This window comes from Comamonas testosteroni TK102, assembly GCF_000739375.1.
Lineage (GTDB): Bacteria > Pseudomonadota > Gammaproteobacteria > Burkholderiales > Burkholderiaceae_C > Comamonas > Comamonas brasiliensis.
Map to the genome: position 1 here is coordinate 2,489,383 of NZ_CP006704.1, position 26,408 is coordinate 2,515,790.

General features: G+C 64.9%; 21 protein-coding genes and 1 riboswitch. Of the genes, 8 read left to right on the forward strand and 13 right to left on the reverse strand.

The window, feature by feature from the left end:
* Nucleotides 1-83: 83 nt before the first annotated feature.
* Together O987_RS11325 and O987_RS11330 are read right to left on the reverse strand one after the other, a co-directional pair.
* A complete protein-coding gene (locus O987_RS11325; RefSeq protein ID WP_003056031.1) occupies nt 84-1,109 on the reverse strand; it encodes a tripartite tricarboxylate transporter substrate-binding protein in 1,026 nt (341 codons plus the stop codon).
* A 411-nt stretch (nt 1,110-1,520) separates the two neighbouring features.
* The gene (locus O987_RS11330; RefSeq protein WP_043372258.1) at nt 1,521-1,907 is read right to left on the reverse strand and encodes a MerR family transcriptional regulator; all 387 of its coding nucleotides are present in this window, start codon (nt 1,905-1,907) and stop codon (nt 1,521-1,523) included.
* A gap of 73 nt (nt 1,908-1,980) precedes the next feature.
* Between O987_RS11330 and O987_RS11335 the strand changes: the two genes are divergently transcribed.
* The 7 genes from O987_RS11335 to O987_RS11365 all read left to right on the forward strand — a co-directional run bounded on the left by O987_RS11335 (nt 1,981) and on the right by O987_RS11365 (nt 12,417).
* A complete protein-coding gene (locus O987_RS11335; RefSeq protein ID WP_043372259.1) occupies nt 1,981-3,060 on the forward strand; it encodes an SDR family oxidoreductase in 1,080 nt (359 codons plus the stop codon).
* Between the two features lie 360 nt (nt 3,061-3,420).
* A complete protein-coding gene (locus O987_RS11340; RefSeq protein ID WP_051962296.1) occupies nt 3,421-5,553 on the forward strand; it encodes a TonB-dependent siderophore receptor in 2,133 nt (710 codons plus the stop codon).
* Nucleotides 5,554-5,665: 112 nt separating this feature from the next.
* Nucleotides 5,666-8,236: a PepSY domain-containing protein gene (locus O987_RS11345; protein ID WP_043372263.1), complete on the forward strand. Its 2,571-nt coding sequence runs from the start codon at nt 5,666-5,668 to the stop codon at nt 8,234-8,236.
* 370 nt (nt 8,237-8,606) lie between these two features.
* Nucleotides 8,607-9,509 (forward strand): glutamate ABC transporter substrate-binding protein, encoded by a 903-nt coding sequence (locus O987_RS11350; RefSeq protein ID WP_003055916.1) that lies wholly within the window; start codon nt 8,607-8,609, stop codon nt 9,507-9,509.
* A 3-nt stretch (nt 9,510-9,512) separates the two neighbouring features.
* Nucleotides 9,513-10,175: an amino acid ABC transporter permease gene (locus O987_RS11355; RefSeq protein ID WP_043372265.1), complete on the forward strand. Its 663-nt coding sequence runs from the start codon at nt 9,513-9,515 to the stop codon at nt 10,173-10,175.
* Complete coding sequence (locus O987_RS11360; protein ID WP_043372267.1) at nt 10,172-10,972, forward strand: amino acid ABC transporter permease; 801 nt, start codon at nt 10,172-10,174, stop codon at nt 10,970-10,972. The genes O987_RS11355 and O987_RS11360 overlap by 4 nt, the downstream gene beginning before the upstream one ends.
* Nucleotides 10,973-11,409: 437 nt before the next feature.
* The gene (locus O987_RS11365; protein WP_019044229.1) at nt 11,410-12,417 is read left to right on the forward strand and encodes a LysR family transcriptional regulator; all 1,008 of its coding nucleotides are present in this window, start codon (nt 11,410-11,412) and stop codon (nt 12,415-12,417) included.
* A gap of 117 nt (nt 12,418-12,534) precedes the next feature.
* Here O987_RS11365 and cobF read toward each other — a convergent pair whose 3' ends face one another.
* From cobF to O987_RS11385, 4 genes are read right to left on the reverse strand one after another with little or no spacing between them, the layout of a single operon-like run.
* On the reverse strand, nt 12,535-13,293 hold the full coding sequence (cobF, locus tag O987_RS11370; RefSeq protein WP_003055909.1) for a precorrin-6A synthase (deacetylating): 759 nt from the start codon (nt 13,291-13,293) through the stop codon (nt 12,535-12,537).
* On the reverse strand, nt 13,293-14,087 hold the full coding sequence (gene cobM / locus O987_RS11375; protein ID WP_003055907.1) for a precorrin-4 C(11)-methyltransferase: 795 nt from the start codon (nt 14,085-14,087) through the stop codon (nt 13,293-13,295). The genes cobF and cobM overlap by 1 nt, the downstream gene beginning before the upstream one ends.
* On the reverse strand, nt 14,084-14,527 hold the full coding sequence (locus O987_RS11380) for a cobalamin biosynthesis protein (protein ID WP_043372269.1): 444 nt from the start codon (nt 14,525-14,527) through the stop codon (nt 14,084-14,086). Before O987_RS11380 ends, cobM begins: the two co-directional genes overlap by 4 nt.
* Entirely contained in the window at nt 14,524-15,720 is a 1,197-nt protein-coding gene (locus tag O987_RS11385; protein ID WP_043372271.1) for a bifunctional cobalt-precorrin-7 (C(5))-methyltransferase/cobalt-precorrin-6B (C(15))-methyltransferase, read from the reverse strand. Before O987_RS11385 ends, O987_RS11380 begins: the two co-directional genes overlap by 4 nt.
* Between O987_RS11385 and O987_RS11390 the strand changes: the two genes are divergently transcribed.
* Nucleotides 15,713-16,468 (forward strand): cobalt-precorrin-6A reductase, encoded by a 756-nt coding sequence (locus O987_RS11390; protein WP_080731502.1) that lies wholly within the window; start codon nt 15,713-15,715, stop codon nt 16,466-16,468. The two genes, O987_RS11385 and O987_RS11390, sit on opposite strands and share 8 nt — an antisense overlap.
* Before the next feature lie 31 nt (nt 16,469-16,499).
* Here the strand turns inward: O987_RS11390 and cobJ are convergent, their stop codons facing one another.
* From cobJ to cobN, 7 genes are all read right to left on the reverse strand, one after another.
* Nucleotides 16,500-17,288, reverse strand: coding sequence for a precorrin-3B C(17)-methyltransferase (cobJ, locus tag O987_RS11395; RefSeq protein ID WP_043372273.1), 789 nt, complete (start codon nt 17,286-17,288; stop codon nt 16,500-16,502).
* A gap of 25 nt (nt 17,289-17,313) precedes the next feature.
* Complete coding sequence (gene cobI / locus O987_RS11400) at nt 17,314-18,054, reverse strand: precorrin-2 C(20)-methyltransferase (protein ID WP_003055899.1); 741 nt, start codon at nt 18,052-18,054, stop codon at nt 17,314-17,316.
* A gap of 11 nt (nt 18,055-18,065) precedes the next feature.
* Nucleotides 18,066-18,695 carry a precorrin-8X methylmutase gene (locus O987_RS11405; RefSeq protein WP_003055897.1) on the reverse strand — a complete coding sequence of 210 codons (630 nt, stop codon included), beginning with the start codon at nt 18,693-18,695 and terminating at the stop codon, nt 18,066-18,068.
* Nucleotides 18,679-19,950 carry a nitrite reductase gene (locus O987_RS11410; protein WP_235214346.1) on the reverse strand — a complete coding sequence of 424 codons (1,272 nt, stop codon included), beginning with the start codon at nt 19,948-19,950 and terminating at the stop codon, nt 18,679-18,681. Before O987_RS11410 ends, O987_RS11405 begins: the two co-directional genes overlap by 17 nt.
* Nucleotides 19,951-20,147: 197 nt before the next feature.
* A riboswitch (cobalamin riboswitch) is annotated at nt 20,148-20,387 on the reverse strand.
* A 175-nt stretch (nt 20,388-20,562) separates the two neighbouring features.
* Complete coding sequence (locus tag O987_RS11415; RefSeq protein ID WP_043372278.1) at nt 20,563-21,150, reverse strand: vWA domain-containing protein; 588 nt, start codon at nt 21,148-21,150, stop codon at nt 20,563-20,565.
* Nucleotides 21,151-21,227: 77 nt separating this feature from the next.
* Nucleotides 21,228-22,538: an ATP-binding protein gene (locus O987_RS11420; RefSeq protein WP_043372280.1), complete on the reverse strand. Its 1,311-nt coding sequence runs from the start codon at nt 22,536-22,538 to the stop codon at nt 21,228-21,230.
* Nucleotides 22,535-26,359, reverse strand: a complete 3,825-nt coding sequence (gene cobN / locus O987_RS11425) for a cobaltochelatase subunit CobN (protein ID WP_043372282.1) — start codon at nt 26,357-26,359, stop codon at nt 22,535-22,537. Before cobN ends, O987_RS11420 begins: the two co-directional genes overlap by 4 nt.
* Nucleotides 26,360-26,408 lie beyond the last annotated feature (49 nt).

A 26,408-nucleotide genomic window follows, 5' to 3' on the forward strand; every position in this document is an offset into this window, starting at 1 on the left:
AGGCTCCTTGAGCTGTGGTGAAGAAGACAGGGTGTGAAAAGCAGGCAACCGGGCGAGGTTTGCGACCGGTGCTGAGCCAGCTCTTATTCGGGCTTGACGCCGGCCTTGTCGAGCAGGGCCTTGTTGCGCTTGAGTTCAGCGGCAATCTGGGCCGGGAACTGGGAGGGTGCCGTCTCGGTAGCCGTGGCGCCCAGATTCTTCAGATGCTTTTGCACCTCGGGCAGGTGCACGGCCTTGACGGCCGCGTCCTGCAACTGCTTGACTATGGGGGCCGGTGTGTTGGCGGGGACGACCAGCCCGAACCAGCTGATGCCGAGTTCATTGAGTTCGTCGTAGCCCAGCTCCTTGAAGGTCGGCACATTGGGCAGATCGGGCGAGCGGCCATGCGAAGCGACGACCACCGGAAGCAGCTTGCCGCCCTTGATCTGGGGCATGGCCGAGGGCAACTGGTCGGTCATGATCTGAACCATTCCGGCCAGGGCGTCGTTGAGCGCAGGGCCGTTGCCGCGGTAGGGCACGATCTGGATCTGGGTCTTCATGGTCTCGTTGAACGAGGCAACCATGAGATGACCCAGCGTTCCAAGGCCCGGCACCCCGGCGCTGTAGGCGCCAGGCTGGGCCTTGATCTTGGCGAGAAAGTCCTTGAAGTTGTTCACGCCCATCTTGGGGTGAGCCATGTAGACCGACGGCATGGTCACGAGATTGGCCACCGGCAGCAGCTTGCCTTCGATCTTGCTGGCGCGTTGGTAGAGCAGGGGATTGATGGTGGCCGTGCTCACGGTCGCCATGCCGATGCTGTAGCCATCGGGAGCGGCCTGGGCAATGGCTTCGCTGCCGATCAGCCCGCCGGCGCCGCCCTTGTTGTCCACGATCACAGGCTGCCCCAGCGTGGTTCGCATGCCTTCGGCAATCACGCGGGCCACGATGTCGGTGGAGCCGCCGGCCGCAAAAGGCACGATGAGCTTGACGGGCTTGCTGGGGTAGGCATCGGCGGCCAGCGTCCGCGAGGCAGGCAGGGCCGACAAGGCGCCGGCCACAGCCAGCGAGAGCAGGCCGAAGCGGCCGGTGAGATCCTTTGTGCAGCGGCGGGTGCGTGAAGAGATGGGCATGGAAGGCTCCTGAAAGATATCGGCCGAGCCGTGTCCACACCATCAGTGCTGTTCACGAAGTTCTGCCGTCATGGAAATGAAATATAGAAATTCCGGAGCCTTGGCAGTAGATGCTATTTGCCTGTAGCTATAAGCGTTGTCGATATCTGATGCGAGCTTCTCTGTGGGAGAGTTGACGCTATCTAGTGAAAACCCTGTGCTTCTTGCCGGCTGCAAGCTGCGCTGTGCCACGCAGGACGGGACCGATTGCGGTCTTGCAAGCACAGTTTCGGGGGCTGTTCCTGATGTGCCTAAGCCCCGGCCCCCCGTCTCCGACTGGCGGCAGTGGCTGCCTGTGCATAGGCGCAAGATGACAGAAAACGCCAGGGCGGGCTCGAGGCCGGTCGGCAGCGTCTTCCGCATGGCGACAGCTCAGTTCGATGCGCTCAGTTGCCTCAGTTCAAGTTGCCTGGCCGCACTGGCTTCGAGGTTTGCCCGCTCTTCGCCGAGATACCGATAGATGTCTTTGAGGTCGGCGATTTTCTGCCGGATTTCCGCCATCTTTTTCTCGATGAGCTTGGCACCCTCGGCGCAATCCATAGTCTGGTTCCGCTGCGCATCCAGGATCTGGCCTATTTCCGCTAGCGAGAACCCCATGCTTTGGGCGCGCTGGATAAAGTCCAGGTCCTGCAGCGTTTGCGCGGTGTAGGCGCGATAGTTGTTGCTTTGCCGCATGGGCGAGATCAGGCCGATCTGCTCGTAGTAGCGCAAGGTGTGGCGGCTGGCGCCGCTGCGGGTTTCGAGTTCGCCGATTCTCATGAAAATACCGCTTGACTATAGAGTGAGGTCGACACTCTACATTTGATTCCTCACCAAACCAAGGAGCGGGGAAATGAGTGCGGAGTGCTTTGTCACGGGGGGGACCGGTTTCATCGGTCAACATTTGCTGGCGAACCTGAGTGCGAAAGCTCACAACGTCAGAGTCCTGATGCGTCAGCCCGAGCGTCTGGCCGAACTGCGCGAGCAGGTCGACAAGCTGGGAGGGGCGGCAAGCCGGATATTTGCGGTTGCCGGCGATCTGGAAAGGGAAGGGCTGGGGATTGGTCCTGCCGACCAGGCGGTGCTGAAGCAGGCCCGGGTCGTATTCCACCTCGGTGCCCATTTCGCCTGGGGGCTTTCACAAAAGCAGGCTCGCGCTGTGAATGTGCAGGGGGCAAAGCGCGTGGCGCTGCTGGCGGCCGGGCAAAACAGCCGCCTGGTCATGGTAGGTGGCTATATGGTGAAAAACCATGACCATCTGCAACGCATAGGCATAGATCCTCGCCGGCCGGAGCTGACAAACTGGCCAGCCGTCTACCGGCAGGTCGGTGCCTATGAGGCAAGCAAGCTGGAGGCATATTTTGCGACCCTGGAGCTCATGGCTGCCAGGGACGCGCAGATGACTGTGATCCACCCCGCCACGGTGTGTGGCCACAGCCGCAGCGGCCATATTCTCGGCGCTCAGCCACTGGTGGCGCTGATACGCAATCTTGCGCAGGGCAAGCTGGTTGCCGTGCCCGGGACGGCCGAGCATTGGCTGCCGCTAGTGACCGTGGATCACCTGGCTGAGCTGGTGGCGGCCTGTGCCTTCGATCCCGCCATGGCGGGCCAGGAGTTGCTGGCGATTGACGCCCAGACCCCGAGCTTGCGAGAGCTGCTGGCAGAGCTTGCGCAAGCCATGGGCCTGAAGCCTCCCAGGCATCATGTTCCGCTGCCATTGCTGAGGCTGCTGTTGCGCATGCCTGCGGTCGCGCGTTACCTCAATACCAGCGCCGAAGCCCTGGACTTCATACAGACCACCCGTTTCGATACGATGGCCTTGGAGCAATTTGCCATGCGGCATGGGATCGCCAAGCCGGACATAGGCCGGGCCTTGCAGCACACGGCAGCGTTCGTCAGCGCCTGCGGTCTGGCCGAGGACAAGGCCCACTGATTGCCTGCTTCGGGGGCCAAAAACCCTGGCGGCAGTGGGATGCACACCCCTGATGCACGTGGGGCAGCCTGCTCCAGGGCATGCCGCAGCGAGTGCCAGCAGATGCGCTGCAACATCGGTCAGCCCAGGCTGCATCGGGCAGGGCGCTGTAATATCCGCGGCTTGCCAGTCGGCCGTTGCAGCAGGTGCAAGGACTTGCAAATCCCTTGCACGGGCTCAGTTCTAAGCCGGCTTTTGTGCGCTGATGCAAATGAGAATGAATTAGAATAACGCCTTCAAACATCTTTCAAAACCAGTGGCCAGTCCTCATCGAGCTGGCTTGTGCCGGCAGCCTGCGGCATTTCCTCTCGCCACGCCATCGTGACCCTCTCTCTTCGCACCACACTGGGCCTTTATGGCCTGGCCGCCTGTGCTGCCGTGCCCGCTCTGGCACAGACCACAACCGAAACCCCGACCCAGCCCACGGCCGAGCAGCACCCATTGCCTGAGGTCATCGTGCAGGAGAAAGCCCAGGAAATCGGCTACCAGCCCAAGCGTGCGACCACGGCCACCCGCTCCGATGCCTCGCTGCGCGACCTGCCCCAAGCTGTGGCCGTGGTGCCGGCCCAGGTGCTGCTGGATCAGCAGGTGCGCAATATCGACGAGGCGCTTTACTATGTCAGCGGCATCACCCAGGCCAACACCCTGGGCGGCACGCAGGATGCGCTGATCAAGCGCGGCTTCGGCTTCAATCGCGACGGCTCCATATTGCGTGACGGCGTGCGCACCGTGCTGGCGCGCAATCTGACCTACACCACCGATCGCGTGGAAGTGCTCAAAGGACCGTCCTCCATTCTCTACGGCAGCATGGATCCGGGCGGGGTGGTGAATATGGTCACCAAGAAGCCGCAACTCGAATTTGCCGGCCAGGCTGCACTGAGCGCGTCCAGCTATGGCGGCGGCGGTGCCTCGGTGGACCTCACCGGCCCCATCGGCAGCAAGGGACTGGCCTACCGCCTGATCGCCGACACCAGCCATGTGGATTACTGGCGCAACTTCGGCGTCAACAAGCAGACCGTGATCGCGCCTTCGCTTGCCTGGTATGGCCGCGACACCTATGTGCGCATGTCCTATGAGCACACCGAATACGAGCAGCCTTTTGACCGCGGCACTGTCATCGACAGCCGTACCGGCAAGCCGGTGGCCATTGACCCGCGCCGCCGCCTCGACGAAGCCTATAACCGCACCATAGGGGATTCGGATTTCTTCACCGTTCAGGGTCAGCACACGCTGAACTCGCAGTGGAAGCTCAACGCCACCTATAGCTACAACCGCAATCGCTATGACGACTACCAGGCCCGCCCGGTATCGCTGAACCCGGTCACCGGCGTGCTCACCCGCCGACCGGATGGAACGCGCGGCGCGCTCAGCCAGCAGCATGTGGCCCAGCTGAACTTGCAGGGCAATCTGCAGTGGGGCGGCGTCCACCACGAAATACTGAGCGGTCTGGACTTCGAGGACAGCGATATCTACCGTCGCGACCTGATTCGCGGCAGCAACAGCACCGGCTTCAATGTCTACAACCCGGTCTATGGCCTGCTGCCGTATTCCACCACCATCAGTGCTGCAGACAGCGACCAGCGCGACAAGATCAGGCAGCAGGCCTTCTTCTTCCAGGACAATATCCGCTTGTCCGAGCAGTGGATGGTTCAGGCCGGAGGCCGCTGGCTGCACTATGACCAGGAAGCCGGCAAAGGCAGGCCTTTTGTCGTGGGCAGTGCTTCCGACGGCTGGCAGCTCGTGCCACGCGTGGGCCTGGTGTGGCAGCCTGATTCCAACTGGTCCTTCTATGGCAGCTACAGCGAGTCGTTCAAGCCGCAAAGCAGCGTGGGCACGGTGATAGGCGCATTGCCGCCGGAAGAGGCCAAGTCCTGGGAGCTGGGAGCCAAGCTGGAACTGGCGCGTGGCCTCAGCGCCACGGCAGCGCTCTATGACATCCGCAAGCGCAATGTGGCGGTGAGGATTCCCGTCAACGGCGATCTGGCTACCCGCGCCGCTGGTGGCGCCCGCTCGCGTGGCCTGGAAGTGGATGTGGCCGGCCAGATCAGCCGCCAGTGGCAGCTCATAGGCAGCTATGCCTATACCGACGCCTGGGTGTCCGATGATCCGCAGCTGCAGGGCAAGCGCCTTGCCAATGTGGCGCGCCAGAGTGCCTCGGTGTTTGCGGCCTATACCTTTGAGCGCAGCAGCTACGGTCAGTGGCGTGCTGGTGCCGGTGTGCGCCACGTGGGCAAGCGTGCCGGAGATGCAGCCAACACTTTCGACAACGATGCCTACAACGTCGCCGATGCCTTTGTCTCCTACGAAACCCGCTGGGACAACCGCCCCGTGCGCCTGCAGCTGAACATCAAGAACCTGTTCGACAAGAACTATGTCGTTTCCTCGGGCAGCAATATCTATGTCTCGCTGGGCGAGCGCCGTCAGGCCGTGCTGCGCGCGGTCATGGACTTCTGACGGCATGCAGCGCCCGCTGTTGCGCTGCGCAACCATGCCGCAGGGCGCTGTATCCGCGTGTCGGCTGCAGGGCCGGCGAGCGGCAACCGATACCAAGCATCATTGATTTTCTATGCCGTCCTTCAAGCAACTCTGGTTTCAGCTGCACTGGTTTGTCGGCATCACGGCCGGCACGGTGCTGATCGTTCTCGGTCTGTCGGGTGCGGTGTTTTCCTTTCATGAGGAAATACTGGACTGGCTGAACCCCGGCACTGCGCGCGTGCAGGCGCGCAGCGACCAGGCGCCCATGACGCCTGCGCAGTTGCTGCAGACGCTGCGTGCGCAGGGCGAGGAGCGTGTGGTACAGCGCATCACCGTGCATTCCGAGGCAGGTCGATCGGCCCAGATCAGTTTCAAGCCTCTCAAGGGGCAGCGCCGCGGCGAGACGGTCTTTGTCAATCCCTATACAGCAGCCCAGCTGCCGCCTCAGAAGGGCGCACAGTTCTTCGAATGGGCGCAGCGCCTGCATCGCTGGCTGCTGCTGTCGCGCGATGACGGCAAGCCCATCACTGGTACCCTGGCGGGCCTGCTGGTGCTGCTGTCGCTGTCCGGCCTGTATCTGCGCTGGCCGCGCAAGCCCATGGACTGGCGCAGCTGGCTGTGGCTGGACATGCGCCTCAAGGGGCGCAGCTTTCTGTGGAATCTGCATGCCGTGGCGGGCACTCTGGCGCTGCTCGTCTATCTGGTGCTGGCTCCCACGGGCATGTACTGGGCTTTCGACGGCCTGCGCCGCACGGTCGATACCTGGGCAGGGGTGCCGCCACGCGCTGCTGCTGCCACCTCCGCCAAGCCCGGCAGAGAGCCGGCTGAGCCGACGCCGGACCTGACGAGCGCATGGCAGAGCTTTCAGCATCTGGCACCGGGCTGGCAGTTTGCCCAGTTGCGCCTGCCCGAGCGCACGGGTGCGCCCGTGCAGATTGCCTGGTTCGACGAGACGGCGGCCCATGAGCGTGCGCGCAACCAGTTGCGCCTGACTCCCGAAGGCCGCGTTCAGCAGGACGAGCGCTATGCCGATCTGCCCGTCGGCCGGCGCGCCGTGGGTGCCATCTACCCGCTGCATATGGGCACGTATTTCGGACTGCCAGGGCGCATCATCGTCACCTTGGCGGCGCTGATGATGCCGCTGTTCGCCATCACCGGCTGGCTGCTCTATCTGGACCGCCGACGCAAGACCCGTGCCCTGAACGGTGAACGCCGGGCCTGGGCCGGCAGTTCCCCTGCTGGCCAGGGGCAGGACAGCATTCTTGTGGCCTATGCCAGCCAAACCGGCCATGCCGAACGCCTGGCCCTGCGCACCGCGGCCGCGCTGCGCGATGCGGGGCTGGCCACGACGCTCAAGCCCATGGCACAACTGGACACGGAGCAGTTGCGCCACCATGGCCGGGCTCTTTTCATTGCCAGCAGCTTTGGCGACGGCGAAGCCCCTGACAGCACGCGTCGCTTTGCCCGCGCGCTGGATGCCGCCGCAGCCAATCCCCTGACCACGCTGCACTATGGCCTGCTGGCGCTGGGTGATCGCCAGTACACGCGGTTTTGCGGTTTTGGCCGTGCACTCGATCATCAGTTGCAACGCCTGGCTGCACAGCCGATTTTCCCCCGAATCGAAATGGACGGCGAAGACGGCAAGGCCTGGAGCGCCTGGCAGCAGATGCTCAGCGGCCACTTCCGCACCGCCCGGCAATTGCCCGATGCACCCGCCGCTCCTGCGTTTGCGCCATGGACGCTGGCAGAGCGCCGCCTGATCAATCCGGGCAGTCTGGGCACACCGCTGCACAGCCTCACGCTGACGCCGCCGGCAGGACTGGCCCTGGACTGGCGCCCCGGAGCGCTCGTGGAAATCAGCCCGCGGCATGCGCCCCAGACCATTGCCGCCTGGCTGCAGCAGCAGGCGCTGGACGGCAATGCCGTGGTTCGGTGGCAGGGCCGGAGCCAGCCACTGCAGGCCGCACTGTCTGCAAGCGTGCTGCCCCAGCCCGGCGACCTGAGCGCGGATGCGTCGGCGCAGGCCGTGGCCGATGCGCTGCAGCCACTGGCCGCGCGCAGCTATTCCGTGGCGTCCTTGCCGGCTGATGGCCATGTGCGGCTGCTGGTACGCCAGGCCCGCCATGATGCGGGTCTGGGGCTGGCCTCGGGCTGGCTTACGGCCTATGCGGCACCGGGCGCAGCGCTGATGCTGAGACTGGTGGACAACCGCGCATTCGCGCCCGTCGATGATGCTGCCGCGCCATCGGATGTGCCCGCCATCTTCATCGGCAACGGCTCGGGCTATGCAGGCCTGCGCGGCCACCTGCTGGCACGCATGCGTGCGGGCCAGCATCGCAACTGGCTGCTGTTTGGCGAACGCCAGCAAGCCCATGATGGCTATGCCCAGGCCGAGGCCTGCGCCTGGTTGCAGGCAGGACAGCTGGCGCGCGCAGACTTTGTCTACTCACGCGACCAGGCCCAGCGCCGCTATGTGCAAGATGGCTTGCGCGATGCAGCGGACCTGTTGCGCGGCTGGATCGACGAGGGCGCGGTGATCTTCATCTGCGGCAGCCTGCAAGGCATGGCCGCAGGCGTAGACACGGTGCTGCAGGAGCTGCTGGGCCGCGACCCCTTGGACGAGCTGATCGCGCAGGGGCGCTACCGCCGGGACGTGTACTGAGCGCCTGGATCCGCAGCGGGCCGCAAGCAGGAGTGAGGCGAGGGCAGGGCTGCAAGGCATGCAGCAGGCGGGCCGGATGTCCTGCAAGAGCACTCCAAGGCCGGCCTGCTCCTGGCCCTATGGGGCAGGATCTGGCCCGTGGCGCCCCGCGCCAAAGCCGCGCCACCGTACGAGCCGCTCCACGGCCAGCCGGCCTGGGGCGGCGTCTCTGGATGGGTCCTGCAATCCATGCGAGTTGTCATAATCGGCCCTTGTCGCAGGGCGCGAGGCCTGTATTGTGTGCACAATGGTGTCCGGCCCGGACCGGCGGCATGTGCATTCCGTCGCTGCTCTGTATTGATTCGCATCACCGACCATCCAAGAACACCGCATGTCGATCCAATCCATTTTCAAATCCACCGTGGTGGCGCTGACGATCGCGGCCAGCGGCTCGCTTTTCGCACAGGGCACGCCCATCAATGCAGCGGCCTATGACGCGCTGGTGGCGCAGGGCCCTGTTGCCGATGCGGCGACGATTGCGTCCAGTACCTGGGCCAGCAAGATCAAGCAGGCCGGCACGCTGCGTCTGGGCAGCACGCAAACCTCGAATCTTTTCTCTTTGCTCAACGAGAAGGACGGCAAGATCCGTGGCTTCGACCTGGGCCTGGCCCAGCTCATCACCCGCTACATCCTGGGCGATGCTGCCAAGTACCAGTTCACCCAGGTGACCTCGTCCACGCGCGAGCAGGTGCTCATCAACAATCAGGTGGACATGGTCTTCGCCACCTATTCCATCACTCCTGCCCGCGCCGAGAAGATCTCGTTCGCCGGCCCCTACTACACATCGCAGTCCGGTGTGCTGGTCAAGTCGAACAACAAGACACTGCAGTCCTACAACGACCTTGGCGGCAAGAAAGTGGCCACGCAAGCCGGCTCCACGGGGCCTGCGATACTGGCTCAGTACGCCCCCAAGGCCGTCGTGCAGGAGTTCCAGACGCATCAGGAAGCCCTCGATGCCCTTCGTCAGGGCCGCGTCGATGCCTATGTGACCGACTACACGCTGCTGCTCAACGCCCTGAGCCTTGGCACCAGCAATGCGCGGCTGGCTGGGGCTCCATTCGGTGCCCAGGACCCCTATGGCGTGGGACTGCCCAAGGGCTCGGACGGCGTGGCCTTCATCAATGCCTTTCTCAAGAAGCTGGAAGCCGACGGTACCTGGGCCAAGCTTTGGACTATTTCCATTGGGCAGCGCACCGGCAGCACGACAGTTCCGACTCCGCCCGCTCTGCCTTGAACAATGGGTGAGGTTTCAAGGCTTTTGGCTGACCACGGGCCTGCCTTCTGGCAGGCCTTGTTGCTGACATGGAAGCTCACGCTGGTGTCCTTTGTGCCAGGCGTCCTGCTGGGTGTGCTCGTCGCGGTACTCAGGCTCTTGCCCCTGCCGCCGCTGCGCTGGGCTCTGAGCGTCTATGTCGAGATCTTTCGCAATATTCCCAGCGTGGCGCTGCTGATCTTCATCGTCTTCGCGCTGCCCGATCTCAATATCGTGATCGACTACGAGCCTAGCGTGATCCTCACGCTGACGCTGGTCTGCTCCGCATTCACGGCGGACTACCTGCGCGCAGGCATCAACACGATTCCGGGCAGCCAGATCGAGGCCGCGCTCAGCCTGGGCATGCGGCCGCTGCAGATTGTGTCTGCCGTGGTCCTGCCGCAGGCGCTGCGCTCGGTGGTGCAGCCCATGACCTCGCTGCTGATTGCCCTGATGCTCTCGACCTCCCTGGCGTCGCAGCTGCCGTTTCCCGGCCGCGAGCTCACAGCCCTGGTCTCCAAGATTGCCAATGACTCGGCGCTCGGCATTGCCGCGTTCGCCGTGGCGGCCACCATGTATGTGGTGACAGGTCTGCTCATCGCCTGGGCCGGTGCGGTTCTGGAAAAGAAAGTGCGGATACTGCGATGAGCCGCTCCCTGGAAGAAATACTGTTTGCCGCGCCAGGCCTGCGGGCCCGGGCCGTCACCAAAGCGGTGAGCGCGGCCGCCGCAGCCCTGCTGCTTCTGCTTGCGGTGGTGATCGTGTGGCAGTTCCATTCGGCAGGCCAGCTTGAAGCACCGTACTGGGAATTCTTTGCCTGGGCTACGACCTGGAGCTTTCTTGCCAAGGGGCTGCTTGGCACGCTGGCATCGTCGGCGATGGCTGCCGTGATTTCCCTGGCCCTGGGGCTGGTGCTGTTGCTGGGGCGGCTGTCGCGGCTCAGGCTGCTGCGCTGGCCCAGCATTGCCGTCATAGAGTTCCTGCGCGGCACGCCGACGCTGCTGCTCATCTACGTCTGTTTCCTGGTACTGCCGTCGGTCGGCATCAAGCTGAGCACCTATTGGATGCTGACCTTGCCCATAGGTCTGAGTACCGCAGCCGTGGTCGCCGAGGTATACCGCGCAGGCGTGCTCGCCGTGCCGCGCGGCCAGACCGATGCCGCGCGCAGCCTGGGGCTGACCGAAGCCCAGGTCTTTTTCTTCATCGTCTTTCCCCAGGCCCTGCGCTACATCATCCCGGCATTGGTAGCGCAGCTGGTCATCGTGGTCAAGGACACCACCTTCGGCTATGTAGTCACCTATGGCGAACTCATGCAGAACGCCAAGGTGCTGATAGCGAACTATCACTCGCTGGTTCCGGTGTACCTGATCGTTGCGGTGCTTTACTGCCTCGTGAACTATGGGATTTCAAAGGCCAGCCAGCGGCTGGGCCGACCCATGCACTGAGCACTCTCAGGCGGCCTTGCTCTGGCAACGCGAAAGGACGCAGCTTCGAGAGGGCGACCGGCAGCATCTGCTGCAGGGCTGTCCGGCATAGCGAGAGTCTTTTACCGCTGACCTGCTTGCTGTACTCCTGCGTGGAACGAAGATCAAGAGGCGTAGTGGATGGCTAATACATCTTTCCGGCCGTTCGGCAGCCGCAGCCGGCAGCAGCGCGGGTCAATTGCCGTGACAATGCGGTGGCTCTGCGTTTCCTGCGATCACCCAAGCGTGACTACATATATCGAGAGATGCGTGCAAGCTATCCTGTCACGGATATTCCGACGCTTGATGCAAGCAAGCGGCTCGCTCTCGGAGAGCGGTCGAGTTCGGAGCCTGTGCTGGCAACCCGTTTAAAGACTTGCGACGAACTTTGTTGAAACGATCTGACACCTGTTGGAATCATGGCTGCTGACTCTTCTTTTTCTCAGAGGCAAGCCGGTGCAGGGGCTGCAAGCCCCGAGGGCCGCTTGCTCTTCTCCCGTATGGTCAAGCAGGTACGGTTGCGTCAGTTGCAGCTTTTGCTGGCTTTGCAGCAATGTGGCTCGGTCATGCAGGCGGCAGTGGAGCTGAACATGAGTCAGTCGGCGGCCACCCAGGCCCTGGCCGAGCTTGAGCGGGTGCTGGACATCAAGCTCTTCGAGCGCCATGCACGCGGCATACGGCCCACAGTGGCAGGCCAGGCCTTGATCGATGCAGCACGCGGCATGCTGGTGGGATTGCAGGAGGTGTCGGAATCGCTGGCCTCCATCCGGCGCGGGGCTTCGGCGGCTTTGCGTCTTGGAGCCATTCCGGCAGCTGCGCTTTCGGTGCTGTCCCAGCTGCTGCCGCGCTTTTACGAGGCCCACCCGCAGGTCTATGTGGATGTGCATGAGGACGGCAGCGCCCCGTTGCTGTCGCAGCTCATGGCTTCGGGCCTCGATGTGGTTTTCTGCCGCCAGCCCCAGCTTTTGCCGGTGGAGTTTTCCTTCGAGCCGCTGCTGCTGGATGCGGCCGTGGTGATTGCGGATGCAGATCATCCGCTGGTCGGGCGCCGCGATGTGCCGCTGCCTGCCTTGAGGGGCGCGCGCTGGGTGCTGCCAAGCTTTGGCATCGCGGTGCGCCATATCGTGGAGACCGAGGTGCTGCCCGTGCTGGAGGATGCCTCCTGGTTTCCGGCCTCCACCGTGTCCCTGCCCGTGCTGGAGGGCCTGCTCACCCAGCCTGGGGCCGTATCGCTGGTGCCTCGCAGCATTCTTCCGGGACTGCGTTCGCAGGGGCGTGTGCGTGCGCTGGATGTGCGTATCGAGGGTGGCTTGCCGCCGCTGGGTGCGGTGTATCGCACAGACCATGCGCCAGTGCTGTTGCAGGAGATGCTCAAGCTCTGGCATCGGCTCAAGCTGCCTCATGCGGCAGCACCGGCATCCGCATAGACGGTTACCGGCAAGCAGCCTGAACGCCCAGGGCATCGAGACCTTGCAGATATGAAGCGCTCCGCGCGCTGATCGGGTGTGACTGCCAGGCGACGGATGCGCCTTGGCAACCCAGGGTCAGGGGGCGGAGGCCCTGCGCAGCAGATAGATGTCCATGATCCAGCCGTTTTGCTCACGGGCCTGGGCGCGCCTGCTGGTGATGTCTGGCGCGATGTCGCAAAGCCTGCCGTGCATAAGCAATTGCTGCGGCATGCCGAGATAGGCGCCCCAGTAGATGTCGACATCGGTGTCTTGCAGCTGCTCATAGCTGCGCTGACCATCCAGCATCACGACCAGGGTGTTCACTCCAGATGGCCAGCCGTTCTCGCGCAGCTGGCGACCGGTGGTGATCAGAAAGGGCTCGCCGATTTCATTGAGGGCAATGCCGTGGGCACTGCACAGCACCTGCATGGAGGTGATGCCAGGCACGACGCGCACCTGTTCGCGGGCCAGGCCCAGGCGCGAGGCAATGCGCAGCGTGCTGTCGTAGAGAGCCGGGTCGCCCCAGACGAGCAGGGCCACGCGTCCCGAGCGAGCAGGCAGATGGTGCTGAAGACTGGCTTGCCAGCGCCGGGCAATGGCATCGTGCCATTCGTCTACCTGCTGGTCGTAGTCGTTGCCCTGCTGGCGGCGCTGCGGCATGTCGAAGTGGGCGATGCAATTGTGCTGCACATCCAGCTCCCGCAGCAGGGACAGGCGGACCTGGGCCAGCTCGGCCTTGCTGTCTTCCTTGTGCGGCAGCAGCACCAGGTCGGCGCTGCGAATCGCTTTTTCGGCTTCCCGGGTGAGGTGATCGGGGTTGCCGGTACCGATGCCGATCAGAAACAGCTCCAGCATCAGGCGTCCTCGGTTCCGCGAGGGAAGCGCGGTTCGTCGCCGCGCGGACGGTAGCGGCGATCGTAGTCATCGGCATAGAGCCGGCTGTTGCCGAAGTCCTGCTGGCTCAGCGTGGCACCGACCAGGATCAGCGCGCTGCGCTGCAGCGGATTGGACCGGGCTGCGCTGGCAATATCTCCGACACGGGTGCGCAGCAACTGCTCGTCGGGCCATGAGGCACGCCAGACAATGGCGGCCGGGCAGTCTGCGCCGTAATGGCTGGTGAGCTCCTGCTGCACCTGCTCGGCCACATGGACCGACAGATGAATCGCCAGCACGGCACCGGTCGCCGCGAAGGCGGCCAGGGTCTCGCCCTCGGGCATGCTCGAGGCCCGCCCCGAGGTGCGTGTCAGCACCACCGACTGGCAGGAACCGGGCAGAGTCAGCTCGGCTTCCAGCGCCGCGGCTGCGGCACTGAAAGCGGGGACACCGGGCGTGACGGTGTAGGGGATGTCCAGTTCGCGCAGGGCGCGCAGCTGCTCACCCATGGCAGACCAGATGCTCAGGTCACCGGAATGCAGACGGGCGACATCCAGCCCTTGTTCGTGTGCGGTCTGGATTTCGGCCACGATGTCTTCCAGTGACATGGGGGCGGTGTTGACGAGACGGGCTCCGGCAGGGCAGTGCGCCAGCAGCTCGCTGGGTACCAGCGAGCCTGCATACAGGCACACAGGCGCGGCGGCCAGCAGATCACGCCCGCGAACGGTGATGAGGTCGGCCGCACCGGGGCCGGCTCCGATGAAATGAACAGTCAAGGCAAAACTCCAGGAATAGGTGGTGTGGGCAGCGGCAGGCCAGCAATCGCCAGCGTCGCACGTCGGTCTGCCGAAACGGTGCGTAGCACCAGCAGCCGGCTATGTGCCAGAGCGGCGCCGGCATGCAGGGCCAGCGCTTCTGCGACGCTGCCGGTGGCAAAGCGCTGCTGCAATCTTGGGGAATGCGACGGTGTGGCGATATGCGCAATCGCGCTGTCGGCAAAGCTCTTCCAGTCTATCTGCGCAAGCCTCTGGCGGGCCCAGTCCTGCAGGGCGCCAGCCGCCGGCGTCTGGCTTCTGCTGGAGAGCAGGGCGAAGGTCCAGCGGCAGCCGACCGTGTCTGCGCTCGCCAGGGCCTGGGCGGCTTGGCTCCAGCAGCTTTCGAATGACTGGGGCAGGGCCGAGGCCTGGAAGCCCCAGCCCGCGAACAAATATCTCATTGGCTGCTCCAGACCCACTGCACCAGAGGGCGAGACGGGGTCCAGGAATGCATGCTGCCCAGGCCCTGTGCTTCGCTCCATTGCAGCTGATACAGCTGGCCGCCATGCGTGCGGTGCAATTCCAGCAGCAGCGCCTGGGTGTGCAGCGCCACGGCATTCACCACCAGCCGCCAAGGCCCGGAGAGGCGCATGCATAGGGCATCGAACAGCTCGGCGCTGAAGCCGCCGCCGACAAAGACGGCCTGCGGCGCTGGCTGCAGACGGGGCAGGGCTGCCAGGGCGTGGCCATGAACCACTTCGAGCCCTGTCGCATAGCGCTCAGCATTCTGCGCAATATTGGCTGCACGCGCGCCATGCTGCTCCACGCAGATGGCCTGGCCGCCAGCCAGGCACCACTCGACGGCGACCGAGCCCGAACCTGCCCCCAGATCCCAGAGCCACTCGCCTTTTCGCGGTGCCAGCGCGGCCAGCGTCATGGCGCGCACCGGGCTTTTGGTGATCTGCCCGTCATGTGCAAACTCACTGACGGGCAGGCCTGGCACCTGGGGCAGACCTTTTCCGCCGCGCGCTTCGAAAGCCGCAGTCACGGGGGCCTTGGCCGGCTGGGTTGCCAACAGCGATGCCAGCTCGCGCGCCGTGCCACTGCGGATGTCCTGCTGATCGCTGCCTGCCTGCTCCACCAGCCACAGCGGGCTGTCACCCCAGCCCTGCTGCAGCAGCCACTGTGCCAGGGTGTGAGCGGCCGGGCCATCACGCAGCAGGCAGATAAAGCGCTCTTGAGGCGCCAGCAGAGACGTCAGGCTGCTCAGGCTGCGGGCATGCAGGCCCAGGCAATGGGTACGCTCCTGGGACCAGCCCAGCTCGCCCGCAACCCAGGCAAATGTCGAGGCTTGAGGGTAATTGCGCCACTCGCCCAGCTCCAGGTGCCTGGCCAGCGATGCACCGGCACCGAAGTGAAACGGATCGCCGGACACCAGCACGGCCACGCCTGGCTGTCCGCGCAGCTGCAGCACTGGCTCGACGCTGAAGGGGACGGGCCAGGCCCTGCCGCGCGTCCCTGCTTGTGCCAGCGCCAGATGACGCGGACTGCCGAACACAACACTGGCATCATCCAGGGCTCGTCGCGCTGCAGGGTTCAGGCCTTCCAGCCCTGATGGATGAATTCCGATAATTGAAAGCCACGGATTGGCCATGACCCAAGTTCTCCTGTTAGGCGGCACTTTCGATGCCTATATGTTGTCCACGCTGCTGCATGAGGCCGGGCTGCAAGCCATCTATTCCTATGCCGGGGCCACCCAGACGCGCCGTACTCCGGCCCTGCCGGTGCGTGTGGGTGGCTTTGGCGGCGTGCAGGGGTTGGTCGATTACCTGAGTGCGCATCACATCACCCATGTCATCGACGCCACCCACCCGTTCGCGGCACAGATGAGTGCCAATGCCATCGCGGCCTGCGCCCAACTGGATCTGCCCCTGCTGTCCATGGAGCGGCCAGCCTGGCAGCCGCTGCCCGGCGATCAATGGCAGCATGTGCCGGATATGGCGGCTGCCGCACAGGCCTTGAGTCGGTCTTTGAAGCGGGTGTTTCTGGCCATAGGGCGCAAGCAGCTGGCGGCGTTTGCGGGCCTGGCCGGCGAGCACCAGTTTGTGCTGCGCGTCATCGACCAGGAGGGCGGTGCCTTGCCGTTGCCGGCATCCAGCTATGAGCTGATCGCGGCGCGCGGCCCATTTCGGCTCGCCGATGAGCTGGCGCTGCTCGGGCAGTACCGCATCGACTGCATCGTCAGCAAGAATGCCGGTGGCGCAGATACCTATGCCAAGATCGAGGCCGCGCGGCAACTGGGTATTGCCGTCATCATGGTCGACAGACCGGTGCTGGCGCCGCGCGCCCAGTGCCAGAACCCGCAGCAGGCCATGGAGTGGCTGCAGCAGCAGTGCTGCTGAGCACTTTTGCGCGGCAGGACCTTGAGCGTACTCAGGCATGGTCGCTCACAATAGAAGGGACGCTGCTGAAGGCTTCATAGCTGCGCGGGGTGTAGACATGCTTGCCCACCTGCCTGGTCTGGCTGTTGCCTACGATCACCACCGTGCGCATATCGGCCATATCGGCCCGTGCATCCAGCAGCTTCACGACCCGCAGCGTCTCATCGGGGCGACTTACGTTGCGGGCAAAGCAGATCAGGCGCTCGGGCTCGCACTCCTGCTGCAGCACCTGCAGGGCGCGCGAGAAGCCTTCGGGACGCGAGCGCGAGCAGGGGTTGTAGAAGGCCATGGCGAAATCGGCCTGGGCGGCCAGACGGACGCGGCGCTCGATGATGCTGGCGGGTTTGAGGTTGTCGGACAGATTGATGGTGCAGAAGTCATGTCCCAAGGGGGCGCCCAGGCGGGCTGCTGCTGCCAGCATGGCGGTGATGCCCGGCTGCACCTGCACGTCCACGCCTTGCCAGCGGGCATGCTCCTCCCGGCAGGCCTGCTCCAGCGTCTCGAACACGGCACTGGCCATGGCGAACACGCCCGGGTCGCCCGACGAGAGCATCAGCACCTTGCGGCCCTGGGCTGCAAGATTCAAGGCGTTGCGCGCACGCTCCAGCTCCTCACGGTTGTCGCTGGCATGCAGTTGCAGGTGCTCCAGGCCCTGCAGCCGCGCTACGTAAGGAAAGTAGCCGAATGCATCGCTGGCGCTGGCAATGCTGTCGCGTACCTGCTGCGTCAGCAAGGCATCATCGCCCGGGCCCAGGCCCAGCACCAAGAGTTGTGGAGGCATTGAGGTCTTGCTCATGGCGGCGCGATCACATGTCATTGGCCGGGCGGCGGCCCTGGCCGTGCACGACGATGATGGCGAAGTAAGGGCAGCGATCGGGCGCATCGCGCAGCGGCATGACCTGCTGATCGCTCATGGTGCCGTTGATGACCAGCCAGGCACGGTCCAGCTTGCCTTGTTCGTCCAGCAGCCCACGGATGCGTCCCAGATGCCGCCCCACCTTCATGATGACCAGCGCGTCCGAGCGCGCCATATGCTCGCGCAGCGGCGTATCGGGCAAGGTCGCGGGCAGCACGCTCATCACATCGTCACCCCAGGTCATGGGAATGCCGGTGGCATGCCAGCAGCCCACCATGCCGGGGATGCCGGGCAGCACTTCCACGGTCACCTGTTCAGCTTGGCGCAGACGCACATAGAGGTGCATGAAGGAGCCGTAGAAGAACGGATCGCCTTCGCAGAGCACGATCACATCCTCGCTGCGCGTGAGCTGCGTCAGCCGGACCTGCCAGTCCTGATAGAAACTGGACAACTGGGCGATATAGCGCGGGTCGTCGTGCGGAATTTCCGTGGTCAGCGGGTACTCCATCGGGTACTCCGTGACCTCGGCATGCAGCAGGCCGTTGACCAGTTGCCGTGCCTTGCCCGGGTGACCGCGCTTGCGGAAGTAGGCCACATGACGGGCGTTTCTCAGCAGGCGGTCGGCCTTCACGCTCATCATGTCGGGATCGCCGGGGCCCAGTCCCACGCAGAAGATTTTTCCGTGATTCATGGTGACTCTTCCTACTCCACCGTGGTTGCCAGCGCGTTGATGGCGGCAACCGTGATGGCGGAGCCGCCGAGGCGCCCTTGCACGATGGCAAACGGAATCTGTCCCCATTCGCGCAGCGCGTCCTTGGACTCCGCCGCTCCCACAAAGCCGACCGGGCAGCCGACGATGGCGGCCGGGCGCGGGCAGTGCGGGTCCTGCAGCATATGGAGCAGATGAAACAGGGCCGTCGGCGCATTGCCGATGGCGACTACAGCGCCGTCCAGATGCTCGCGCCACAGCTCCAGTGCTGCGGCGCTGCGGGTGTTGCCCATATCGGCGGCCAGCGCTGGCACACGCGGGTCCTGCAGGGTGCAGATGATGGGGTTTTGGGCCGACAGGCGCTTGCGCGTGATGCCCTCGCTGACCATGCGTGCATCGCAGAGTACGGGTGCTCCGCGCTGCAGCGCGGCTTCCGCGGCTGCGGCAAAGGTCGGGGAGAAATGGATGTGCGCGGCCAGCTCCACCATGCCGGCTGCGTGAATCATGCGGCAGGCGACCCGCTCTTCCACGGGGTTGAAGCGCTTGAGATCGGCCTCGCGGCGGATGATGCTGAACGATTGCCGGTAAATCTCTTCACCGCACTTTTCATAGTTGTAGGTCATTGAGTTGTTGCTGTATATCGTGTGGATCGGAGTCCAGAGGCCGATAGGGAATGGAGGCCCGGGCCGATGGCTGTGCTTCGGCGGGGCTGGCGTGCAGCCATATCTGGCCCGCTGCGTCCTGGCTGGCAAACACCACATTTGTCGCATCGGCAGGCAGGGCACAGAGCTTGGCGCAGCCGCTGATATGAAGATGCCGGTCCGCCGCCTGTGAGCTGGCGAACCGCAGTGCCATGGACTGGGCCGGGATATGGGCCTGAGGGCAGTTGGGGGCGCCGGTGCAGGCCGAGACCCGCAGGCGCACATCGGTGGACTGGCGGATCCAGTCCCAGGAATCAAGCCGGGCAGGCAGTGAATCCAGATGCTTGTTCGGCAGCAGCAAGGATCTCCAGGGCGTGACCCGGATCTCCGCCTGTTCGGGCATCGGAGCCGCCAGCTTCTGTATGGCCCATGCGTCCAGGCGCCCCAGCGGGGCGCCCAGCAGCAGGCCGTGAGGGTTGAGTGCTCCGGGCCGCAACGGCTTGGCAGTGGTCTTGTCCTGAGTGCGGGGCTCAAGGTGATGACTGGCCCTGGCGAGCCCGCAGGCCTGAAAGTCAATGGGCTTTGCAAGGGCGCGCAATCGGCCTGCCGCCTGCGCGCTGCGCTCACGGGCAAACCACAGTGCAATCCGTACGGCGGCCTGGACGGCTGCCGGTGCGCTCTCAAAACCGTACCAGTCTGCCGATTGGCCCAGCGCAAGCCCATAGCGCCCATCGGCGCAGGGCCATAGCTGAAGGTCGGAGCTCAGGCTTTGGAGATGGCACTGCGGGTCGTCGACCAGCATGTCGAATTTGCCGGGCAGGGCAGACATGTCCTGCTGTTGCAGGGTCAGGGGACTTAGATCCCGCGCCACTGCCACGGAAAGGGCCAGAGCCAGTGCGTGGGTGCGATCTCCTCTGGCGTAGAACGGCGTGCAGTGCACGGCAGGCGCCAGATCTGCCTGTTCATCAGCAGGAGCCAGTCTGGAGACAACGAGCGCCGCGCGCAGGGCAGGCAGCGCCGATTCGCGCACGCCGCGCAATTGCAGATTGCCGAGGCGCGTCAGCTCGATCTGGCCTGAGGCGTGGGTTCGTGCGAGCTCGGCCAATACCAGCCATTGAGCGGCGCTGAGAGACGCGCAGCGAGGGCGCACGCGAACGATCCAGCCGTCCTGTGCCTGCATGGGCTTCCAGGTGCTGGGGCACCAGCCGCGAATCTGGATGGGCTCAGGGCTGGACAAGCGCTGCTCCAGGCGAAGCGGCCAGGGCACGGCCGGCCCACTGGGACAAATCTGACTGGCAAATTCCATGCAACATAGGTCATCCACGGTCGGTTTGGCCGATACCCGGGCCAGACAAAGGAAATGTGCAGAGGGAAATGAAGAGGTGATGAGCCGCACGCAGGCGTCGGCATATCACAAGCCACATGCAATCCCGCTGCGCCTTGTACACATCAGGCCGGTCTCCGGACTTACAGAGCCCACCTGAGGGTGGCATGTCGATGCGCCTTCCCGCTTTCGCAGTGGCGGCCATGGCCGTGGGCCAGAGCGTGCATCGCCATATCTCTGATTACCGTTGCGGGTGCAGTGCAGGATTGATGGAGATTCCATTCACCTGCTTCTCGTTTCACCTCCGCGCGCAGAGCACGCCATGAGGCACCTGTGGTGGCGCGATCTTACGCGATAAACCTGGTGCACACGGCCCAATTCATCGGCCTGGTGGCAGCTTTCCTGCCGCCTGTGCGGCTACCTGGTATCGATAAGACGAGCAGGCGGAGCGGCGTGATGTCTTGTCAGATGATTATCAAAGTAGATAGCTACTGGCGCTTTTCTGCTAAGCGATAGAGGTCTTTTTCAGGTGAATTCCAGCGGTAGCCGAAGGGTGTTCGGCCAGACCTTTGCCAGTCGCTCGGCACCGCCAAACCGACGCGTGCTCTGGCCCGCAGCGTTTTCACAGTCCACCAGAATCTGTGCCACGGCAGGTACGGGGCCGCGCTCCAGCTGCAGCACATCGGGGCTGCGGAAGTCGCTGAGCAGCCACAGGCAGGATGGTTGCCGGGAGTATCTGGCCGCCATCTGCCAGCCTGAATCCAGGGCCTGGGCCAGCGGTGTGCCGCCACCGCCGCGTAGCGGCTCGATCAGTTCGGCATTCCAGCGTGGCGCCCGCGTGGGCTCCAGCAGCCAGTGCAGGCGGCCTGCGCCGAAGCACAGCAGGGCCACGGCTTCGCGCTGCAGATAGGCCCGGCGCAGCCACTGCAGCAGCAGGCCCTTGGCCTGGGCAAACGCGCCGCTCTCCACCATCGAGGCCGAGCAGTCCAGCAGGAACAGGTGTTGCCTGCGCACCGTTCCCTCGGGCTGGTGCCAGCGCAGATGGGCGGGTGCCAGTGGCAGCCCCTGGCGCTGGCGCAGGGTGGCAGTCCAGTCAATCGATGCCCCTGGCATCTTGTGGACGCTGGATACGGCATGGCTGGCCAGGGCCAGACCTTGGTTGGCGGAGCCGACTTGCCCCCGGCCGGCGCTCAGCGCAGCAGACCGGAGGCCCGGGCTTTTTTTGCGGCCAGGGCCTCCAGGGCTGCCTGTGCCATGGCGTCGGCCTGTTGAGGCTCGAAGACGACGCTGCTCACGGCTTGAGCCTGACCCCAGCCGGCAGGCGGCTGTTCGAGGCCCGGGCCGGCGTCTTGAGGCAAGGAGCCGGTGGCGCCGGGCTCGCGGGAGGCCGTTGAAGGGGATGCTGACGCCTGGATACCAGGCTCTGTGCGGTCTTTGCGATCCGTGCTGGATGGCGCAGCGGGCACGGCCGAAGCTGTGCCTGCGGGAGTCTGCTGGGGCTGACTGGCGCTGCCCGGGTCTGGCTGGGCAGCACGATGCTGCAGTACCAGTGGCGCGACTTCGGCCACATGGGCTGGCGTGATGCTGTGACTGCCTTGCCAGGCTGCCAGGGCGCGCGCAGCGCGCAGCATGACCAGGTCGGCACGCAGTCCGTCCACCTGGGCGGCAATGCATTGCAGGGCCACGGCCTCGTGGACGTCATCGCTCCAGGCCAGCTCCGAGGCATTGCGGCAACGGCTGCGGGCCTGCGCCAGCCGCTGGCGGATCTCCTGCTGGCGGGCCGCATGGGATTGCACAAAGCCCTGGGGGTCCAGGTCAAAGCGCAGCCTGGCCTTGACGATGCTGCTGCGCAGCTGCGGGTCCTGGGGATTGTCCAATTGCACACAAAGGCCCAGGCGGTCCAGCAACTGCGGGCGCAGCATGCCTTCCTCGGGGTTCATGGTGCCGACCAGCACAAAGCGTGCAGCATGGCTGTGCGAGATCCCGTCGCGCTCTATGCGATTGATGCCGGAGGCTGCCACATCAAGCAGCACATCGACGATGGCATCGGGCAGCAGATTGATCTCATCGACATAGAGAACCCCTTCGTGCGCCTTGGCGATCAGGCCCGGAGCAAAAGCCACCTCATGGCCCGCCAGAGCCTTGGACAGGTCCAGACTGCCGGTCACATGCTCGATGGAGGCGCCTAGCGGCAGGGTGACGAAAGGTGCAGGTGCCAGCAGATCCGCCAGCGCACGTGCTGCCGTGGACTTTGCCGTGCCGCGCGGGCCCCGGATGAGCACGCCGCCCAGCTGTGGCTCGATCGCTGCCAGCAGCAGAGCCTGCACGAGTGCGGGCTGTCCCTGTATGGCAGACAAGGGAAAGACCCTCTGAGCGGCTTCGCCACTTCCTCCCTGCGGGGGGAGGAGGCCTTCGCTGCGAGGCGCTGCGGCCGGCTTAGGCTCTTGCTTGGTGCCCCTGGCTTGGTGCAGGCCGGTTTCACAGGAATTGAACTCTTTCATTGGGAAACCTGTCCTTCCATGAATTCTTCGTGCTCCAGCATCTGGGCCAGCAGGCTCTGGCGATGCTCGCCGGGCTGCTCCCACATGCCGCGGTCTATGGCTTCCAGCAGGCGCGAGACGATATCGCCCAGCGCCTGTGGATTGTGCTGGCGCAGAAACTGGCGCACGCTCTCATCTTCCACATAGGCCTGGGTGACCATGGCGTAATGCTGGTCCGAGACCAGCGCGGTGGTGGCATCGAAGCCGAACAGATAGTCCACCGTGGCCGCCATCTCGAAGCCGCCCTTGTAGCCGTGGCGCATGGCGCCCGCAATCCACTTGGGATTTGTGACGCGGGCGCGTACCACGCGGCCGATTTCCTCAGCCAGGGAGCGAATCCTGGCAGACTGAGGATTGCCATGGTCGCCATGATAGACGGCAGGGTCGCTGCCGCCCAGGTGCCGCACGGCCGCCACCATGCCGCCCTGATGCTGGTAGTACTCGCTGGAGTCCAGCAGGTCATGCTCGCGGCTGTCCTGGTTCTGCAGCACCACGTCCAACGCCTGCAGACGCCGCTCCAGCGCGGCGCGGGCTGGCACGCCATCGGCCTGCTGGCCGTAGGCATAGGCACCCCAGTGCAGGTAGTGGCGTGCAAAGTCGCCCGCATCGGTCCACTGGCCGCTACGCAGCATCTCGTGCATGCTGGCGCCGTAGCTGCCTGTGGGCGCTCCGAAAACGCGCCACAGCGCCTGTTCGCGGGCCGCGTCGGTGCTCAGGCCCTGGTCAATGGCGGTTTGCGTGTCACGCAGCATGCGGGCGCGGATAGGGTTGTCCTCGGCGTCCTCATCCAGCTCGGCCACGGCACGTACCGCGGCATCGAACATCTGCACCACGTTGGGAAAGGCATCGCGGAAGAAGCCGCTGATGCGCAGCGTCACGTCAACGCGCGGGCGACGCAGCCCAACGGCAGGAATGACTTCAAAGTCGGTCACGCGCTGGCTGCCGGCCGCCCATTTGGGACGCACCCCGATCAGGGCAAAGGCCTGGGCGATATCGTCACCGCCGGTACGCATGGTGGCTGTTCCCCAGACGGAAAGACCGATGGCTTGCGGATATTCGCCATGCTCCTGTAAATAACGCTCCAGCAGGCGCTGAGCGGACTGCTGCCCCAGCGCCCAGGCAGTCTGGGTGGGGATGGCGCGGGTGTCCACGGTGTAGAAGTTGCGACCCGTGGGCAAGGTGTCGCAGCGCCCGCGCGAGGGTGAGCCGCTCGGGCCCGGCGGCACAAAGCGTCCTTGCAGTGCGCGCGAGAACTGCAATAGCTCCTGAGGGCCGCAGGCGTCCAGTGACGGTGCAATCTGCTGCTCTATGCGCGTCAGCACTTGTCGTGTGTGCGGCCAGTCGCGGGCCAGCTCGGGCCGGGCAATGACCTGCAGGGCCAGCAGCTCGAGCCGTTCGCGCGTGTCGCCGCCATGGCGCCAGGCACCGGCATCCTGCTGCTGCAGCGCGGCCGGACGCGGGCCGTTCCAGGGTGCGGCGGCATCCATGTCCAGCGGGTTCCAGTCCATGGCCGGCAGCAGGTCGGCGGCCAGTGCGTTGAGCAGGCCCTGCTCGTTGCCACCACTGCCCGGATAGCGCGCCAGAGACAGCAGGGTGGATTCGCGCAGCTGGCCCTGGGGCGAGCGGCCGAAGATATGCAGACCGTCGCGGATCTGGGTTTCCTTGAGTTCGCACAGATAGGCGTCGATGCGTTCCAGCAGTTGCTCGTCGGCATCGGGCTGCGCACCTGCCGCTTCGAGGCCAAGTTCGCGCAGCAGATCCTGCTGCCTGGCGCAGTCCAGAATCTGCTTGCGCAGCATGCCGGAGCGACGCAGATCGACCAGCAGGGCTTCGTAGTATTCGTCCACCAGGCGTTCCAGCTCCTGCATGGGACCGTGGTTTTCGGCGCGCGTGAGCGGCGGCATCAGATGGTCGATGATGACGGCCTGGCTGCGGCGCTTGGCCTGCGCCCCTTCGCCCGGGTCGTTGACGATGAAGGGGTAGACATGCGGCAGCGGGCCGAGAATGGCATCGGGCCAGCATTGCTGGGACAGCGCCAGGCTCTTGCCCGGCAGCCATTCCAGATTGCCATGCTTGCCTACATGGACCATGGCGTCCACGCCGAACACATCGCGCAGCCAGAAGTAGAACGCCAGATAGTGATGGGGCGGCACCAGCTCGGCGTCGTGGTAGCTCGCGTAGTCATTGCGTCCATCGAGAGAACGTGCGGGCTGTATGCCGACAAAGACATGGCCCAGCTGCAGGCCCGCAATCATGAACCAGCCATCGCGCAGCATGGGGTCCTGCTCGGGCGCACCCCAGCGCTCGGCTATGGCCTGGGCCATATCGCCGGGCAGCTTTGCCAGGCGCTGTTGATAGGCCTGCAGCGAATAGCCCTGGCTTGCGGAACGCAGAGGCCATTTTTTCGGGTCATTGGCAATGCCCCGCTGCAGCAGGCCCATCAGAGCCAGACCGGAGTCAGGCCGCGCAGCAGCATCGCCCAGCTGCCAGCCGTCACGTGCCAACTGATCCAGCAGGGCGATGACGGATTCCGGCGTATCGAGGCCCACGCCACTGCCCATCCGTGCCTCGCTGCCCGGGTAGTTGGCCAGTATCAGCGCGGCTTTCTTCTGCGCTGCGGGCTTGCTGCGCAGCCGACACCAGCGCCAGGCCAGGTCGGCAATCCAGGCAATGCGGTCGGGCTCGGCCTGGTAGCTGATCACATCGGCTTGCGTCAGCTCGCAGCGATGGGCCAGGCCCTTGAAGCTCATGGCGCGCGTCATGATGCGGCCGTCCATCTCGGGCAGCACCACCTGCATGGCAATGTCGCGCGGGCGCAGGCCCTGGCTGTCAGCCAGCCAGTCCTCGCGGTTGCTGCCGCTGGCGATGACCTGCAGCACGGGAATGTCGCCCGCAAGCGCATCGGCCGCCTCGCCGGTGCGCGCATGTTCTCCGAGGGCCGCAAACGCCGTGGTGTTGAGAATGATCTGCACCTGGTGGGTGAGGCACAGGGAGCGCAGCGTCTGCAGGCACAGCCCGTCCTTGAGCGACTCCAGGGCCAGCGGCAGCGGGTTCAGGCCGCGTGCGAGCAGGGCGTCAGCCATGAGGTCGAAGGCCTCTGTATTGGCCGCCAGCAGATGCGAGCGGTAGAACACCAGCATCGCCACGGGGGCGCCCGGGGTCCAGCGCGCCTGCAGATCGTCCAGGCCCGGAAGGTGCCCGGCATCGTCGGCCAGCCAGCTTTGTGGCACATGCACGGCCACGGGGGGCAGCACCCGCACGGGTGCGCCCTCGCGGCCCTGGTTCAGGCCCCAGGCTGCCGCCATACGCAGGAACTCGCGCGCATTGCCAAGGCCGCCGGCGCGCAGATATTGCCACAGCGCACGGCTTTGCTCGGGCTCCAGCGTGCCCTTGGCCAGCAGTTCGGGATCTTCCTGGTTGTCGCCAGAGAACATGGCCAGCTTCTGGCCCTTGCGGCGCGCCAGCTTTTGCAGCTGCTCCAGGCCGTAGGGCCAGGTGGATTCGGCTCCCAGATGGTCGACGATGACCAGTCTTGCATGCTGCAGCACCTCGTCGATATACAGATCGAGCGAGGCGCTCTGGCGCAGATGCAGCAGATTGGCGAGCCGCAGCGTGGGGACATCGGCTTCGGCTTGCTGCCACATCCGGTAGGCATCGGCCAGCAGCGACAGCGTGGTGTCGGCGGAACTGAGCACCACCATGTCGGCAGGCGTCTGGTCCAGACGGGTGATGATGCTGTCGTCTTCGACAAAGCCGCCAGGGCGGGAGCTGAGCAGGTGCATGATTCAAAAACAGTAGCTGATGGCGCTTTTCAGCAAAGGGCTAGAGCCG